The following is a 16,925-nucleotide window of genomic DNA, read 5'->3' on the forward strand; positions in this document are numbered from 1 at the left end:
CGCGCACACGCACACCTGTGGTCGCCGGGTGGTTCGCCGGTGAAGGGGACGACTTCACGCTCCTCGGCACGCGTTGCTCCGGCTGCGCCTCGGTCTTCTTCCCTCGCGAGGACAGCCATTGCCGCAACCCCGGTTGCGGTGGTGGAGATCTGGCGGAGATTCCTCTTTCGCGGCGCGGTCGCGTCTGGTCCTACACCGACAGCCGGTACCGGCCTCCGTCACCGTATGTGAGCGATCCGGAACTTCCGTGGGAGCCGTACACGTTGATCGCTGTGGAGCTCGCCGCCGAGCGGATCGTGGTGCTGGGGCAGGCGATTCCCGGGGTCACCGTCGCCGATCTGACGGTGGGCGCGGAGGTGGAGGTCGTCCCCGGAGTGCTGCACGAGGACGGGGAGACGGTCTGGACGACCTGGCAGTGGCGGCCGACGGGGGTGACGGCATGACGGGCGAGGTGGCGGTGCTCGGCGCGGGCATGCACCCCTGGGGCAAGTGGGGACGCGGATTCGTCGAGTACGGAGTGGCGGCGGCCCGCGCGGCGCTGGCCGACGCGGGGCTGGAGTGGCGGGAGATCGGCTCGATCGTCGGCGCGGACACCGTGCGGGGCGGCTATCCGGGCTATGTGGCGGGGGCGACCTTCGCCAGGGCGCTGGGCTGGCAGGGAGCCCGCGTCACCAGCGTGTACGCGGCGTGCGCGTCCGGGGCGCAGGCGGTGGCGACCGCGCGGGCACAGATCCTCGCCGGTCTGGCCGACGTGGTGCTCGTGGTCGGTGCCGACGCGGCACCCAAGGGCTTCTTCCGGCCTGCGGGCGGCGACCGGCCCGACGATCCCGACTGGCTGCGGTTCCGGGCCCTCGGGGCGACCAACCCCACGTACTTCGGGCTGTACGCGCGGCGGCGGATGGCCGTACACGGGGACACGGCGGAGGACTTCGCGCAGGTCAAGGTGAAGAACTCGGCCATGGGAGCGCTGAATCCATACGCGCGGTACCGGAAGCGGGTGACCGCGGAAGAGGTCGCCGCCTCCGCCGTGGTGGCCGATCCCCTGCGGCTGCTCGACATCTGTGCCACCTCGGACGGCGGGGCGGCGCTGGTGCTCTCCAGCATGGAGTTCGCGCGCGGGCGAGGCGTGGCCGAGCCGGTGCGGATCAGGGCGGTGTCGACGGTGACGCCGACGTATCCGAACACGGTGCTGGACCTGCCGGACATCGCGACGGACTCCGCCGCGGCGGTCGAGCCCGCCGCGGAGACCTTCCGCGCCTCGATCGCGCATGCCGCCTACGAGGAGGCCGGGGTCGGCCCGGACGATCTCTCCCTGGCCGAGGTGTACGACCTGTCCACCGCCCTGGAGTTGCAGTGGTACGAGGATCTCGGACTGTGCGGGGAGGGCGAGGGTGCGAAGCTGCTGCGCGAGGGGGCGACGGCGCCGGACGGCCGTATACCCGTCAACATGAGCGGTGGACTCGCCTCCTTCGGTGAGGCGGTCCCGGCGCAGGCGATCGCCCAGGTGTGTGAGCTCACCCGGCAGTTGCGGGGCGAGGCGGGTGAGCGGCAGGTGGAACACGCGCGCGTGGGGATCACCGCGAACCAGGGGCTGTTCGGGCACGGGTCGGCGGTGATAGCCGTCCGGTGATCAGCGGGAAAGGGAGTTTTCCCTACGCTGTGTGAGCATCCCGGAATCCTGCGTGAACGTCTCATGAACTGCGCCTGGGTGGGCCCGAAGGGCGTCACTATGCTGCCGTGCGCTCATGGACGGACACTCTCCGCTTCGCCTTCCAGCCGGTGGTCAACCTGGCGACCGGTGCGGTGGCAGGACTGGAGATACTCGCCCGTCCCGAGACCGGCGACATCCTGGCGGAGGCCCGCCGCGACCCCGAACTCGACGGCCGGCTCGCGGTGTTGGCGGTACGGGCGGCGGCTCACCGGCAGACTCCGCTGCCGCTGCACGTCAACGTCTTCGCGGGCACGCTCGCCGACCTCGGCGGACTCACCCCGCTGCACACGGCGGTGCGTGAGACGGGGCGGCTGCCGTGGGAGGTCACGATCGACGTGGGTCCGCCGTACACGCATGTACCGCACCAGGCGCTGCTGGAGGCGGTTACGGCGTTGCGGGGGCAGGGCTTCCGGATCAGCGCGGACGGCATCGGGGATGGGGACGTACCGCTGAGACTGCTTGTCGACATGTCGCCCGACCTCGTGAAGCTCGACGCGTCGCTGTCGGCCCGGCCTTCGGCGGTACGGGCGATGCGGACCCTGTGCGACGAACTCGGGGCGCTCGTCTGCGTCGAAGGAGTGGAGACCGAACTCCATTACGCCGCCGTGCTGTCGGCCGGTGCGCAGCTGGCGCAGGGCGTGCTGTTCGCACCGCCGTCCCGGTTGCCCACGGCGCAGGTGTACGTTCCGCCGCGCTCCCCCGGTGCCGTGGCCCCGCCCCGGTCCGGACCGTCGGTGCGGGAGTTCGTGCGCCCCGCCGCGCTGCTGCCGGCCACGGCGTCGGCGGGACAGGTGCGGGCGCTGCTGACCGGGGCGCCCGACGTGTCCGGGGTGCTGCTCGTGGACAGGGACGGGGTGCCGTTCCGCTCGGTGCACCGGTCGCGCTTCCTGTTGTCGATGTCGGGGCGCTACGGACACGCCCTGTACGCCGACCGGCCCGCCGCCAAACTCGGTGATCCGCCGCGGGTGGTCGGCATCGACGCCACCGCGTGGGAGGTCCTGGACGTGGTCGCGGTCGGGGGCGAGGACCGTACGTCGGACGACGTGGCCGTGGTCGACCGGTACGGCCGGTGCGTGGGCGTCGTACGGCTCGCGGACCTCGTACGGGCGCTGAGCGAGACCAGGGTGGAGGAGGCGGCCGGGCTCAACCCGCTGACCCGGCTGCCCGGTTCGGACGCGATCACGGGCGAGGTGGACCGGCGTATCGCGGACGGGCGGACGTTCGCGCTGAGTTGGCTGGACGTCGACCACTTCAAGCAGGTCAACGACGGGGCCGGGTTCGCCGCGGGCGACGAGCTGATCCGCTCGGTGGGACGGGTCCTCCAGCAGGCCGCGGCCGGCACCGCGCGCGTGGGGCACATCGGCGGGGACGACTTCCTGGTGCTGGCGGACCCGGAGGAACTGGCTCCGCTGGCCGCGTCCGTTCTCGACGTTCCCTGGGCGGCAGGCGGGTGGCCCGTGACGCTGTCCCTGGCCACCGTGGTGTGCGTACCGGGCAGTGTGGCGGACCACCGGGAGACAGCGGCGTGTCTCGCACCGTTGAAAAAGGCCGCGAAGGCCCTCGGCGGGGCGAGCTGGGTCGTCGGGCGGGCGGGGATGCCCGGGTACGAGATCCGGCGGGGGACGGGGCCACAGGCCGCTTCGACGGGGTACGCGGTGGCGGAGCCGGGGACGGGCTGAAGGGGCAGGGCCGCGTTCGGCTCGAACGAGGCTCGGCCGGCCCTGCGCCCGTTCACGGAGGCAGCTGGCCAGCCCGCCCCAACCGTTGCCGTCGGCGACCTTGACGGCCTCCGGGGCCCGGTGAACACTTCCGGTGTCAGTCGACATCGCCGTACATTCTCGGCGCATCCAGGCAGCACGCGGCGCGGGCCCCCACGAGCCAAGGCCCATACCTCCACGGGCGATTCGGCTGCGACGGCACGCTCGTCGCGGACGCCGGACGGGGCGCGGAATCCTCCCTGCCCTCGGCAGTTCGCCAAAGGAACCGCAACCCTGCACGGAGCACCGGGGCGGGAACGTCCCGGGCCAGGGCCTTGGAGCCGCCATGAGCAACGGAGACGTATTCCTCGGTGAGGTCATCGGAACGGCGATTCTGATCCTCTTCGGCGCCGGCGTGGTCGCCGCCGTCGTACTCAACCACTCCAAGGCCAAGGACGCCGGCTGGGTGGTCATCGCGTTCGGCTGGGGCTTCGGCGTGCTGGCGGGGGCGTACACCGCCGCCCCGCTGTCCGGCGGGCATCTCAACCCCGCCGTCACCATCGGGATCGCCGTCGACACCGGGGACTGGGACCAGGTTCCCGTGTACATCGCCGGGCAGATGGTCGGTGCCATGCTCGGGGCGGTCCTGTGCTGGCTGGTCTACTACGCACAGTTCCACGCCAACGCCGAGGAGGAGCTCGCCCAGCCCACGCTCGGGATCTTCTCCACCGCGCCCGCGATCCGCAATCCCGTGGCGAACCTGGTCACGGAGATCATCGCAACGATCGGCCTGGTCCTGCCGATCCTGGCCTTCGGCCTCACCAAGGGGCTCGGCGAGTCCGGTACCGCGGTCCTCGTCGTCGCCTTCCTGGTGGTCGGAATCGGTCTGTCGCTCGGCGGGCCCACCGGATACGCCATCAACCCGGCCCGCGACCTGGGCCCGCGCATCGTGCACACGCTGCTGCCGATTCCCAACAAGGGCACCTCGGACTGGGGTTACGCGTGGATCCCGGTGGTGGGACCGCTCATCGGCGGGGCGCTGTCCGGAGTCATCTTCAACGCCGCCTTCTGAACCACGGCCTTGTGCACCACAGCCCTTGCGAAACACAGCCTTGTGCAGGAACCGACGAAGGGGACGTCATGACGGACAAGTTCGTCGCCGCCATCGACCAGGGAACTACTTCCAGCCGCTGCATCATCTTCAACCAGGACGGCGCGATCGTGGCCGTCGACCAGCGCGAGCACCGCCAGATCTTCCCCAAGCCCGGCTGGGTGGAGCACGACGCCACCGAGATCTGGTCCAAGGTGCAGGCCGTGGTCGCCGGGGCGATCGCGAAAGCGGGGCTGCGTGCCGATCAGCTCAGCGCGCTCGGCATCACCAACCAGCGCGAGACGACGGTCCTGTGGGACCGCGCCACGGGCAAACCCGTGCACAACGCGATCGTGTGGCAGGACACCCGCACCGCGGCTCTGACCAGTCAACTCGGTGGTTCGGACGGGCAGGACCGGTTCCGTGAGCAGACCGGGCTGCCGCTGGCCACCTACTTCTCGGGACCGAAGGCGACCTGGCTGCTGGACAACGTGCCGGGACTGCGCGCGCGTGCCGAGAACGGCGAGATCGCCTTCGGCACCATCGACTCCTGGCTGATCTGGAACCTCACCGGCGGCACGGACGGCGGGCAGCACGTCACGGACGTGACGAACGCCGGACGGACCATGCTGATGAACCTGGAGACCCTCCAGTGGGACCAGTCCATCCTGGACGCGATGAACGTGCCGGACGCCGTGCTGCCCGAGATCAAGTCGTCCGCCGAGGTCTACGGCACCGCGGTCGGCCAACTCGCGGGCGTGCCCGTGGCGTCCGCGCTGGGCGACCAGCAGGCCGCGGTGTTCGGGCAGGCCTGCTTCGACGTGGGCACGGCGAAGAACACGTACGGCACGGGCTCCTTCCTGCTGCTCAACACGGGCACCCGGCCGGTCCCGTCGAAGAACGGGCTGCTGACGACGATGGGCTACAAGATCGGCACCGAGGCGCCGGTCTACTGCCTGGAGGGGTCGATCGCCATCACGGGCGCCCTGGTCCAGTGGTTCCGCGACCAGCTCGGCATCATCCGCAACGCGGACGAGATCGAGACCCTGGCGGCCAGTGTCGACGACAACGGCGGCGCGTACATCGTGCCCGCCTTCTCCGGCCTGTTCGCGCCCTATTGGCGCTCCGACGCCCGCGGAGTCGTCACGGGTCTCACGCGGTACGTCACCAAGGCGCACCTCGCGCGCGCGGTGCTGGAGGCCACAAGTTGGCAGACCCGTGAGGTCGTGGACGCCATGTACCAGGACTCCGGGGTGCACATCACCACCCTGAAGGTGGACGGCGGCATGACCAAGAACAACCTGCTCATGCAGCATCAGGCCGACGTGCTGGACGTCCCGGTGGTGCGGCCGAAGGTCTCCGAGACCACGTGCCTGGGCGCCGCCTACGCGGCCGGGCTCGCCACCGGCGTGTGGAACGACCTGGACCAGCTGAAGTCCCACTGGCAGAAGGACGTCGAGTGGACGCCGAACATGGAGGCGTCCGTCCGGGACCGCCAGTACCACAACTGGCGCAAGGCCGTGGAGAAGAGCTTCGGCTGGGAGGAGGACGGCGAGAACTAGCACGCGCGCGTGGTGCCGTGGAGCCGCGGCCCGTACCCCTGTCGGCGGGGGTGCGGGCCGCACCCGTGCCTCAGCCGGTGACGGTCTCGCGGCGTCGCGCCGAGTACGCCATCGCGTGCTGGACGACTCCGACGAGGACGTCCTTGACCGACTGCTTGTCCCGGGCGTCGCACAGCACGATCGGCACGTCCGCGTCGAGGTCGAGTGCCTGCCGTACGTCCTCCTCCGGGTAACGGTCCGCTCCCTGGAAGCAGTTGACGCCGATGAGGAAGGGTATGGAGCGCCGCTCGAAGTAGTCGATGGCGGCGAAGCAGTCCTCCAGGCGCCGGGTGTCGACGAGCACGACGGCTCCGAGGGCGCCCTCGGACAGCTCGTCCCACATGAACCAGAAGCGTTCCTGACCCGGCGTGCCGAACAGGTACAGCACGAGGTCCTCGCGCAGGGTGATGCGACCGAAGTCCATGGCGACGGTGGTGGTGCGCTTGTTCTCCACACCGCTGATGTCGTCGACCGGGCGGCCTGCCTCGGTGAGCAGTTCCTCGGTGCGCAGCGGTCTGATCTCGCTGACCGCGCCCACGAACGTGGTCTTGCCCACGCCGAAGCCGCCGGCCACCAGGATCTTGAGCGTGACGGGCTCGACCGGGGGCTTGCCGCGCTCAGAACGCCCGAAGATCATTGGTCTCTTCTCCTGCTTGCTGGGGGTGTCGGGTCGACGACGGGCCATGGCCCGAGCCGACCGGGATCTCGATGACGCGTCCGGCGACTTCGGTGACCGTACCGTCCGCGAGCGCGCGGCCCGCCATGCCGTACGGGGGCACCTTACGACGCTGGGCCACGGCGCGAACTCCCCGAGCCGTACTCCCGCAGAGGCCATCGTGGAGCAGGGTCCGGGATCCGTACGGGACGGCCGCGTCGACCGCCGCCGAGGGCGGGCACGCACGAGGGGTACGGCGGCTCGGTGAGCGGCCGTACCCGAGCTCGCGGGCGGGCGTCGGAGCCGGTCCTGCGGCCGTGTCCGCCGTCGTGCCACAAGACCGGGGCTCGCAGGTCGGCGAGGTCGGTCCGAGGAGCCTGTCGTCACGTCCGTCTCCCCGATCGGCCTGCTCGGCAGCGTGCCCGCGGGGCCGGTGGCCGGCCGTCCGCGAATGGTCGTCGACGATCAGTCAGATCATATCGGCAGGGGGTGCCTGCGCCCGCCACGGATCGACGGGGACCCCAGGGGCGGACGTACGGCCCCTGCTGCGGCGTTCCACGAGATCAGTCCCGTGCGCCGGACGGTTCGGGCCATGCCGTCCCCGAACGCCGTCCGTGAGCGCCCGGCGACGCCGACGGAACGCCCCGGGGTGGGCCGGACGGTCCGTCACAGGGCCCTGAGGCCGCTGATCACGTCGCGCAGAATGCTTTCGTCAGGCAGTTCGGCGGGCGGCACCGGCCGGTTCACATGGACCCACTCCGAGTCGACGAGATCACCTATGAGGACGCGTATCACGCCGATGGGCAGGTTGAGTTCGGAGGACAGCTCGGCGACCGACTGCGGAGTGTCCCGGCACAGGTCGACGATGTCCACGTGCTCGGGGGACAGCGAGTGGTCCCCATCGGGATCGTCCGTGTCGGGTTCGGCCACGACGACCGCGATGAGGTCGAGACGGTGCTGGCCGTCACTCGTGGTGCGGCCACGCGTCATGGCGTACGGACGGACCACCGGTCCGGCCTCGTCGTCGAACCAGTGGCTTCTTCCCTGACCGTCTGTGCTCATGCCATCTCACTACCCGCCCTGAGGCAGATCGGTGCGTGGAGCGGCACTCAGATGTACACCGACCCGCTTCACCAGGAGCGTCATCTCGTAGGCGACCAGGCCCACGTCCGAGTCGGCGTCCGAGAGGACGGCGAGGCAACTGCCGTCGCCTGCGGCCGTCACGAACAGGAAGGCGTCGTCCAGCTCCACGACCGTCTGCCGGACGTTGCCCGCCTCGAAGTGCCGGCCCACGCCCTTGGCGAGGCTGTGGAAGCCGGACGCCACGGCGGCGAGGTGCTCGCTGTCCTCGCGGGTGAGGTCCTTGGACACGCCGGTCGGGAGGCCGTCACTGGAGAGCACCAGGGCCTTGCGGATACTCGTGACACGGTCCACCAGGTCATCGAGGAGCCAGTTGAGCTCGCCGGACTTGTCGGTCGCCTTCGGTGCGGTCATCGACCGTCCCCCTCTGTCGTTCGTTGTGGTGCTGTGCCGCCGGACACGTCGTCGTCCTCGGCGTTCTCCTCGCGGCCGCGCTGCCAGCCGCGCTGGAGCGAGGCCATGCGGCTGCGTACCTCGTCGGCGTCCCGCTCGGCGGGCCCCGACTGGTTCTGGGGGCGTCGCACAGGGCTCTGCTTCAGTTGTGGGGCCAGGTTGGCCTGCCGTACGCGGCGGGGCAACGGGGCGCTGCCGGAAGCCGTGTCCTGCGGCGGTCTGCCCGAGCCGGACGCTGCGGCGGTGCCGCGGGTGGACTCGGTCGAACCGGCCCTCCCGAGAACGCCCGGCGCGGAGCCGACCGTGCCGAGAGCCGGTGCTGCCGAACCCGGTGCGCCGGTGACACCTGTGGCGGAGTCGTCCGGCGCCGGACCGCTCGACGCGATCTCGGCTCGCCTGGTGCGCCGGGGCAGGACGGGGGAAACGGCCGCTCCGCCCGGTTCACGGCCCGGGGACGCCGAGGAGGCCGGAGCCTGCGTCGTCTCGTCGAGGCGGTCGGCGACGCCAGTGCCCCGGCGCAGAGCCGCGGCGCGACGGCGGCTGGGCAGCGTCGGGGGCTCGGAGCGCGAAGGGCCCGGAGAAGTCGTGGGATTGGGCTGCGGCCGGGACCCGCCCGGGCCGATCGCCGGTGGCTCGTCCGTCTCCACGCGTCCCGGCCGTGTGTCGGTGACCGGGCGCCCGTGGGAGCTGACCAGCTTGGGCGTACGCAGCCGAGGCAGCGGAACCGGGGCGTCGTCGCCGATACCGGCTCCGTCGGTGCCCGGACCGTCGTCGTCGACCTCGGCCAGGGAGCGGCGCGGGTGGAACAGTCCGCCGCGCTCGCTGTCCTCGGAGTCGAGCGCGCCCGGGAAGTCGTTCAGGGCGTCCAGGTCGACAGGGGCCTCCAGTTCGACCGGCCCGTTCAGGATCGCAGGTGCCTTGCCCGGCAGCTGGGGCGGTCCCTGGGCGAGCATGACCCGCCTGGACTCCGCCGGTGCGACCTCCTTCGGCGGTTGGGGGCGGTCGAGACGGAAGCCGATGCCGTTGGTGTCCGGAATGTCGTCGGTCAGCAGCGCGTCGGGGATGAAGACGACAGCGGTGGTGCCGCCGTACGGCGAAGGCTGGAGCGAGACCCGGACGTTCTGGCGCTGCGCGAGCCGGCTGACCACGAACAGGCCCAGCCGGTCGGTGTCGGACAGCTCGAACTCCGGTGTCTCGGCGAGCCGGAGGTTGGCGTCCAGCAGCGCGTCGGCGGCCATGCCGAGTCCGCGGTCGTGGATCTCCAGGGTGAAGCCGTTGGCGACGCGCTCACCCAGGACCTGCACGGCGGTGTGCGGCGGGGAGAACACGGTGGCGTTCTCCAGGAGTTCGGCCACGAGGTGCGTGAGGTCCGCGACGGCCGGTCCGGTCACGGCCACCCTGGGCAGCCGGCGGACCTCGATGCGTTCGTAGTCCTCGACCTCGGCGACGGCGGCGCGGACGACGTCCATCAGCTGGACGGGTTTGCGCCACTGCCGGGAAGGGGCTGCGCCGGAGAGGATGACCAGACCCTCGGCGTGCCGGCGCATGCGGGTGGTCAGATGGTCCAGGCGGAACAGGTCGGCCAGCTCGTCGGTGTCCTCGGTGCGGCGCTCCATGGTGTCGAGGAGGGTGAGCTGCTTGTGGAGCAGGACCTGGCTGCGGCGGGCGAGGTTGACGAAGACCTCGGAGACACCGGCACGCAACTCGGCCTGCTTCACGGCGGCTTCGACGGCAGCGCGCTGGAGGGTGTTGAGTGCCTGGCCGACCTCGCCCATCTCGTTCTTGTCGTACTCCAGGCGCGGGACCTCGGTCTCGACGTCGACCTGCTCGCCCACGGAGAGGCGGCGCATCACGCTGGGCAGCCTTACGCCGGAAGCCTCGTGGGCCTCCAGGCGCAGCTGCCTCAGGTCGCGGATGAGGCCGCGGCCGACCCGTACGGACAGCACCAGCGAGAAGAGCAGCGCGATCAGGCCGAGGACGCCCACACTGGCCGCTTTGAAGATGACGCCCATCGCGTCCGGGTGGACCCGGTCCTGAAGGCGGTCGCCTGCCTGGTCGTCGAGCTTGGCGAGGTCGGCGAGCACACTGCCCCCGGCGGCGTCCCAGCTCTTGGCGCTGACCTTGTTGAAGGTCCCGGCATCGGCGGAGGCGACGGCCTGCTCGGCCGAGCGCAGGGGAGCGGTGCCGGCGTTCTTCCAGAAGCTCTCATAGCGCTCCCGCTCCGCCGCCGGCAGTACCGCAAGGTTGATGTCGTACATCAGGGTGCGCTGCGCGACGAGGTCGGAGACGTCACGGATCTCGTTGTGGTCCAGCTTCCCCACCACCAGGGCGGAGCTGAGCAACGCGTCCTCGCGGGACAGCAGTTCACGGGCGCGGGTGATGTTCACCAGGGCGCGGGCCTGCTTGTCCAGCTCCACGCTGTCGACTCCGTCGACGGTGGCGAGGAGGGCGTAGCAGGGGTCCACGAGCCGGTTGTACTGGTCGAGGGCCTGGAGGCGGGAGACAGTGCCCTCCTCCACGCTTCGGCGCAGCGAGTCGATGCCCGCGAACGCGTCCAGTACGGCGGTGAGCCGATCGTCGTCGTCCTGGTCCAGGCCGTCGCGGACATCGGGATCGTGCGCGTTGGTGCGGAACTTGGCGATGGCGTCGTCCGAGGCGTTCCGCGTGGTGCGCAGGGCGGACAGGGCATCCGACGCACGCGGGTCGGCGAGGTAGACGAGCGTCTGGCGGCGTTCCTGCTGGAGCACGCGAACGGCGTCCTCGGTGGGATAACCGAGCTTCTCCGTGATGGTCGACACCTGGAAGAGCCGGGCGACCTCACGTCCCGTCAGCACCGTGGTGAAGCCCCACACCGCGATCAGGGAGAGCAGCGGCACGAGAAGCAGCGCCACGATCTTCCGGCGGATCGACTTCCCGCGAAAGCGCATGGCCTCCCCCAGCTCGACCCCCGTCGGCCGGGGGTACACATGTACGTCAACAAACGGCGCGAGCCTACTACTGACGCACACGTAACTCGAAGTTCCATCCGGAACACTAACTTCCGCACCAGCACCGGGACATGTGGAGGTGTCCGGCCATTGCGGGAGATTGCCTCCTGTGATGAGGCAGTCCATGTCGCACCGGAACCGATCGACCAGGGCCATTGATTGGCTGGATTTTTTCGTTTTTTTGACGTTGCGAGGGAATCTTGTAGGGGTTCTGTACGTAGTTCTCTTCGGGAAATGGCGGTGGATTCGGCCACAGGAGCCGCATCTGCAACTGGGCGGCGTAAAGCAGCGCAAGCCGGGCAGCCACCTTGAAGCCCGGTTCACGGGCATCGGGGCAAGGGATCTGCCGGCGGTGGGGAGTGACACGGTGATGGGCACGGCGGCACGACAGGAGGCGCCGGAAGACGGCGCGGGTACGGCGCGTTCGAGGGTACCCAGGCGTCGCGAGGCGCCGGTTCACGGTGTTCCGGCAGCGACGGACAGGCCAATGAGGCGCGATGCGGTCCGGGAGGAGTCGTACCGGCCATTGTGGGTCGAGGAGCCCGCGCGCAGGCGCCGGCTGCCGGACCCGGTGCGGACCTCCGCGGTGCGGGCGGTGATCATCATCGCCGTGACCCTGCTTCAGGCGATGGTGGCCTTCCTGTGCACGCTGGCCGGTTCCTGGCTGGCGTTCCCGATGGTGGTGAGCAGCGTGGCCAGCACCGTGGTGGCCACCTGGGGCGCGCTGGACGTGTGGGTGACCCGCCAGGTGTGGAACCAGCGGCACGGCGTGGTGTCGACCCCCAGCAGCACGGCGCGCGCGCTGCGGCGCGAGCGGCGCAAGGCCCGGCGGCAGGTGCGGGCCACCGAGCGGACCCAGGAGCGGATACGGCGCCAGGGCGGCGGCACGGGGCAGTTGTCGCACCCCTGAGTCCGGGCGGGCGCGAACGCTCGCCCGGGCTCCGTGGCACGGGGCCCGGGCCACCGCGGCCCCGTGCCCCTTACGGAGTGACAGGAGCGACGGGTGCCGGGCGTTTGAACATGCGGGTCGCCGTGATCTCGCTGTGTCCCACCTCGCCCGCCTGGGGCTGTTGAGGCAGGCCCGGGCGGAGGTGTTCCTCCACGCTGATGTATTTCAGGCCGGCCCTGAGGTCCGCGTCGTTCCGCAGCCGGATGACCAGGGGGAACTCCGCGAGTGCCGTCGTGTCGAACAGGCCGGTGGTGTAGAGGAGCTGGACGCCCAGGGCGTCCGAGACCGCACGCTGGAGCTCCAGCAGATACGTCGCGTTGGCGCGCCCGATCGGGTTGTCCAGGAACAGCGTGCCGGCGTGCCGGTGCTTGTCCCTGCCCCGGTCGTTGGAACGCAGAGCGGCCATCGTGCAGTACAGGGCAATGGCCGCGGTGAGCAACTGGCCGCCGGAGAACACGTCGCCCATCTGCCCGACGGGCACGCGCTCCGCACGCAGCACGGCGTCGGGCTTGAGGATCTCGACGGCCACGCCCTTGGGCTGGAGCGCGGCCGCAACTCCCCGCAACAGCAGGGACATCCCGTCGCGCCGCAGGTCGGAGTTCTTCTTCACGGCTGCCCGCGTCGCCTCGTCGACGACCTCGCCGAGCCGCTCGGTCAGCGTGGCCTGGTCGGGTTCCTCGAAGCGGATCCGCAGGAACTCCTGCCCGGACCACTCCCCCAGCCCCTCGGGCAGCCGGGACAGCCGCTGGGCGGACCTGAGCGTGGCGAGGGCGGACTCCACGAGCCCCCGCAGCCGGTCCACGATCGAGTCCCGGTTCCGCTCCAGCTGCACCAACTCGTCGGTCAGCACCCGCAGTCGGGGCGCGAAGGCGTCCGCCCACTTCTGCGCGTGCTCGGGCAGCGCGGACGCGGGCAGCTCCCGGATCTGCTGACGTGCGGGGGTACGGACCTGCTCGTAGCGCGTGGAGTTCGCGTGCCGGACGAGCACGTCGCTCGCCTCGCGGACGGCGGACTCGGCGGCGGAGAGGTCGGCGGCGCAGCCGCGCAGCGAGCGGCGGGCGTCGGCGGCGGACTGCCGGGCCTCCTCGGGGCTGCCCGGGTAGGGCTCCGGCTCCTCCTGGTCCTCCTCCGCACCGTGCTCGCGCAGCAGGTCGCGGAGCATCGCGGCGATCTCGTCGAAACCGCTCGCCGCGTCCTCGGCGGCCCGGTGGGAGCCGAGCAGTTCCGCGTGCGCCTGCCCGGCCTGGGCCAAAGACTCGGTGCGGGACGCCAGTTCGGCGGTGGCCGTGCGCAGCAGCGCCTGCGCGTGCTCGGCGTCGCGGGGCTCCGACTCGTCCGGCAGCTCGGTGTGCACCTCGCCGTCCTCGGGCGCGAGCCGCTCGGTCTCGCCGCGCAGCCGGCCGAGCTGCTCGCTCGCGGTCGACATGCGGGCCTCCAGGAGCTGAACCAACTCCTCCGCCCGGGCGGCGGCGGCCTGCCGGGAGGGCCCGTCGGAGCCCTCGGTGGACTGGAGAAGCTGCTCCGCGCGTGTGCGGACCTTGTTGCTCAGCCGGTCCAGCTCGGCCAGGGACCCGCTCTCGTCGCTCTCCGCGCGGGCCTGCTCGGCCCGCAGATCGGCGTCGACGCCCACCTTCTCGTACAGCTGAGAGGCGGCCCGGTAGGCCTCGCGGAGCGCGGGCAGGGACGCCCTGGACGGATCCGTCTCACTGTCCGGTACGTCGTCGGGGGCGCCCGCGATCTCGGCGCGCTCGGCACGCAGCGCACGGGCGGTGCGGCGGGCGTCGTCGGCTGCGCGCTGGGCACCGCGCCGGTCCTCGTCGGCGGCGCGGGCGCGCTCCAGACAGGTCTGGGCGCGGGCCTCCGACTCGCCTGCCTCGTCGGCGAGTTCGCGCAGCTTGACCTGCCAGCCGGCCCGCTCGCGCAGCCGGAAGGCGAGCCCTGCCAGGGCGTCGGCGGCACGCCGGGTCTTCTGAGCGGCCTCCTGCCGCTCGTCGCGCATCCGGGCGGCTTCGCCGGCGACCTCGTCGGCCTCGGCACGCACGGCGCGCGCCTCGGTCAGCTCGGCCTCCGCCTCCTCGGCGAACACGCGCGTGTCGTGGGCGGTCCGGGCCAGCTCGACGAGCCGGCCGGCCGGACAGCCGGTGCGCCAGGAGGCGAGCCGGGCGGTCAGCTCGCGGTCCTTGCCGAGCCGGGAAGCGAGCGACCGGATCTCCTCGTCGCGCTCACCCGCCCGCGCCCGCAGCGCCTGGCGTTCCTCGTCGGCGGCGTGCTCGTCGTGCATGGCCGGGTTCGGCGGTACGAGGAAGACGTCCGTGCTGGGTGAATCGGTCGCCGGAGTCGGCGCGAGCAGCGCGGCGGCCGTACCGACGGCGACGGCCGACCGTGGGAGCAGTGCCGCGTCGTTCAAGGCCTCGCGGGCACGAGCGTGTGTGGCGGGGTCGGTGATGATCACGCCGTCGACCAGTTCGGGCCGCGCGGCCAGCACACGCGCGTGGTCCGCGGGGTCGACGGCCTGGGCGAGATAGCGCCAGCCGGGCAGCGCGGGGATGCCGTTCTCGCCGAGGAACTCGACGGTGGCCAGTACGTCCGGCCCCGGAGGCAGCAGCCCGCCGTCACCGAGCGCGCCGAGGATCCGCGCATCGTCGGCGGCGGTCGTACGCAGCTCGAACAGCTGGCGTTCGGCGGAGGAGACGGAGCCGTCGAGCAGTTCACGGAGTTCGTCGGCGAAGCGGTCGAGGTCCTCGGGGGTGAGCGTCCCGTCGTCGGCCGAACCTCCGTACGGGTCCGCGTCGGCCTTCTTCGCTCCCGTGGCCCCCGCGCGCGGCCCCGGCACTCCCCCGCGGGACCCGGTCAGGCTCAGCAGCTCCGCGAGCCGCTCCTCGCCCGCCAGGCCCTCGGCGAGTCGGCGTTCGGCCTCGTAGGACCGCTCGGCCGCCGTGGCCGCGTCCTCCGCGCGAGCTGCTGTGAGCTCCGCGCGGGACTCGGTGGAGGCGGCCTCGCGCGCATGCTCGGCGGCCCGGCTCGACGCCTCGCGGGCAGTGTCCCAAGCGGCCACCGCTGTCTTCTCGGCGTCGCTCGCGGCGAGGGCGGCGCGGGCGGGGTCGGCGTCGGGTGCGGTGTCGTCGAGCCAGCCCGCGCGGACCGCCTCCGCGGTTTCCTGCTCGACCTCGCTCAGACGCTGGCGCAGGTGTCCGACCTCGCTGCGGGCGCGCTGTGCCTCGGTGGCGGCAGAGGTGGCGTCCCGGTGGGCCGACTCGCCGACCTCCTGGAGGGCGGCGGACCGCTCCTCCCCTTCGTTGGCGAGGTTCTCCGCGCCCTCGGCGGCCGTGTGCAGGGCCCGGACCAGATCGGCGGCGGCCTTGGTGCGGGCGGCGAGCGCGGGGGCCGCGTCCCGCTCGGCCACCTGGATGGCGGCGGCCACGCGCGTGACTCGGTCGGCGGCGGCCCGGTGGCGCAGTACGGTCTCGGCGGCCTGCCAGGCGGAGTGCAGGGTGCGCGCCTCGGCGAGCTCGCGCTTCTGGGCGGCGGCCGACTTCTCGGCGGCAGCGAGCGCCAGGGAGGCGTGCCGGTAGGCGAGTTCGGCGGCGATCAGCGCACTGCGCTCGCGGCCCGCCTCGGCGTGGGTGACGGCGTACGCGGCGGCGGTGACCCGCTGGGCCAGGTCTCCGGCCCGCACGCGCTCCTGGACGCCCCGCGCGGACAGCCGTCGGGCCAGCGCACGCGTACGGCGTTCGGCGCCCGTGTGGATGTCACGTGCGCGTGAGCGTGCCTCGGCGGCCTCGACGATCCGCCCCAGCAGATCCGCCGAGCCGGCGGTGAAGTCCCGTTCGGCGATCAGTTCGGCGCGCCGACCCAGTTTGTTGCCGAAACCGCCGACCAGGTCGGCGAGTCCGTCGGTGTCTCGGGTGTCGGTGACGGCCCGCAGCAGCAGATCGGTGAAGTCGGAGTCCTTCTTCACCGCGAAGAGGCCGGCGGCCTCACCCTCGTCGGCGTTCATCTCCCGCTGGTAGCGGAAGAGTTCCGGGTCCAGGCCGAGCTCGCCCAGGTGCTCGATCCACCGGTCGTGGATCTCCTCCCAGTGCGCCTCCAGGTGCGGATATGCCTTGCCCGACTCGGTGATGGCGTCCCGGAAACCCTTCATGGTGCGACGGCGGCCCTGCGCGGCCGACTGGCCCTCGGCGGGCCGGCGTACGCCCGTGGACTCGGCGACGGGCAGGTTGTCGAGGCTGAGTCCCGGACCGGGACGGAACGAGTACCAGGCCTCGGCGAACTTCCGTGGGTCGTTGGAGACCTGGCGCCCCCGCCACTCGCTCACCTTGCCGACGACGACGCACTCGCCGGTGAGGGTGTGCTGCCACTCCAGGGCCACATGCCCGCAGTCGTCGGCGAGCAGGAACTTCCTGAGCACGCCGGAGCTGGCGCCGCCGAGGGTGTTCCGGTGGCCGGGCAGCATCACCGAGAAGATCAGTTTGAGCAGGACGGACTTGCCGCCGCCGTTCTCCAGGAAGAGCACTCCGGCCGGTGCGGGCCGGCGCGGCGGGCCGACGGGTTCGTCCTCGAAGAACTCCGCCTGGGTGGGCGCGGGGTCGGGCACGACGGCGCCCACACCCCGCAGGTCGAGCACGGTGTCGGCGTAGCGCGCACCGGCGGGACCGATGGAGTAGAGGCGGACCCTGGACAGTTCGTACATGGCGGACTCTCG

Annotated in this window: 12 protein-coding genes; 6 read left to right on the forward strand and 6 right to left on the reverse strand. The window is 71.8% G+C overall.

From position 1 onward, the window contains the following. Positions 1-17: 17 nt before the first annotated feature. From OHT57_RS08795 to glpK, 5 genes are all read left to right on the forward strand, one after another. Positions 18-443: a Zn-ribbon domain-containing OB-fold protein gene (locus OHT57_RS08795; protein ID WP_328753152.1), complete on the forward strand. Its 426-nt coding sequence runs from the start codon at positions 18-20 to the stop codon at positions 441-443. Further along, a complete protein-coding gene (locus tag OHT57_RS08800; protein ID WP_328745510.1) occupies positions 440-1,630 on the forward strand; it encodes a lipid-transfer protein in 1,191 nt (396 codons plus the stop codon). The genes OHT57_RS08795 and OHT57_RS08800 overlap by 4 nt, the downstream gene beginning before the upstream one ends. A 107-nt stretch (positions 1,631-1,737) precedes the next feature. Beyond that, positions 1,738-3,390, forward strand: a complete 1,653-nt coding sequence (locus OHT57_RS08805; protein WP_328745511.1) for a GGDEF domain-containing protein — start codon at positions 1,738-1,740, stop codon at positions 3,388-3,390. A gap of 364 nt (positions 3,391-3,754) precedes the next feature. Continuing rightward, the gene (locus OHT57_RS08810; protein WP_328745512.1) at positions 3,755-4,480 is read left to right on the forward strand and encodes an MIP/aquaporin family protein; all 726 of its coding nucleotides are present in this window, start codon (positions 3,755-3,757) and stop codon (positions 4,478-4,480) included. Positions 4,481-4,548: 68 nt separating this feature from the next. Beyond that, positions 4,549-6,060, forward strand: a complete 1,512-nt coding sequence (glpK, locus tag OHT57_RS08815) for a glycerol kinase GlpK (RefSeq protein WP_328745513.1) — start codon at positions 4,549-4,551, stop codon at positions 6,058-6,060. Positions 6,061-6,130: 70 nt separating this feature from the next. On the opposite strand, the gene OHT57_RS08820 is transcribed toward glpK, so the two are convergent. From OHT57_RS08820 to OHT57_RS08840, 5 genes are all read right to left on the reverse strand, one after another. Then, on the reverse strand, positions 6,131-6,736 hold the full coding sequence (locus OHT57_RS08820; protein WP_328745514.1) for a GTP-binding protein: 606 nt from the start codon (positions 6,734-6,736) through the stop codon (positions 6,131-6,133). After that, positions 6,717-6,896: a hypothetical protein gene (locus OHT57_RS08825; RefSeq protein WP_328745515.1), complete on the reverse strand. Its 180-nt coding sequence runs from the start codon at positions 6,894-6,896 to the stop codon at positions 6,717-6,719. Before OHT57_RS08825 ends, OHT57_RS08820 begins: the two co-directional genes overlap by 20 nt. A gap of 524 nt (positions 6,897-7,420) precedes the next feature. Next, on the reverse strand, positions 7,421-7,816 hold the full coding sequence (locus tag OHT57_RS08830; protein ID WP_328745516.1) for a DUF742 domain-containing protein: 396 nt from the start codon (positions 7,814-7,816) through the stop codon (positions 7,421-7,423). Positions 7,817-7,825: 9 nt separating this feature from the next. Next, on the reverse strand, positions 7,826-8,248 hold the full coding sequence (locus OHT57_RS08835) for a roadblock/LC7 domain-containing protein (protein WP_328745517.1): 423 nt from the start codon (positions 8,246-8,248) through the stop codon (positions 7,826-7,828). Further along, positions 8,245-11,214 (reverse strand): nitrate- and nitrite sensing domain-containing protein, encoded by a 2,970-nt coding sequence (locus OHT57_RS08840; protein WP_328745518.1) that lies wholly within the window; start codon positions 11,212-11,214, stop codon positions 8,245-8,247. The genes OHT57_RS08835 and OHT57_RS08840 overlap by 4 nt, the downstream gene beginning before the upstream one ends. Positions 11,215-11,644: 430 nt before the next feature. Between OHT57_RS08840 and OHT57_RS08845 the strand changes: the two genes are divergently transcribed. Next, positions 11,645-12,184 (forward strand): hypothetical protein, encoded by a 540-nt coding sequence (locus tag OHT57_RS08845; protein ID WP_328753153.1) that lies wholly within the window; start codon positions 11,645-11,647, stop codon positions 12,182-12,184. A 70-nt stretch (positions 12,185-12,254) separates the two neighbouring features. Here OHT57_RS08845 and OHT57_RS08850 read toward each other — a convergent pair whose 3' ends face one another. After that, positions 12,255-16,913 (reverse strand): hypothetical protein, encoded by a 4,659-nt coding sequence (locus OHT57_RS08850; protein ID WP_328745519.1) that lies wholly within the window; start codon positions 16,911-16,913, stop codon positions 12,255-12,257. Positions 16,914-16,925: the final 12 nt, after the last annotated feature.

Origin of the sequence: Streptomyces sp. NBC_00285, assembly GCF_036174265.1 — a bacterium.
In the GTDB taxonomy this organism is placed as follows: Bacteria; Actinomycetota; Actinomycetes; order Streptomycetales; family Streptomycetaceae; genus Streptomyces.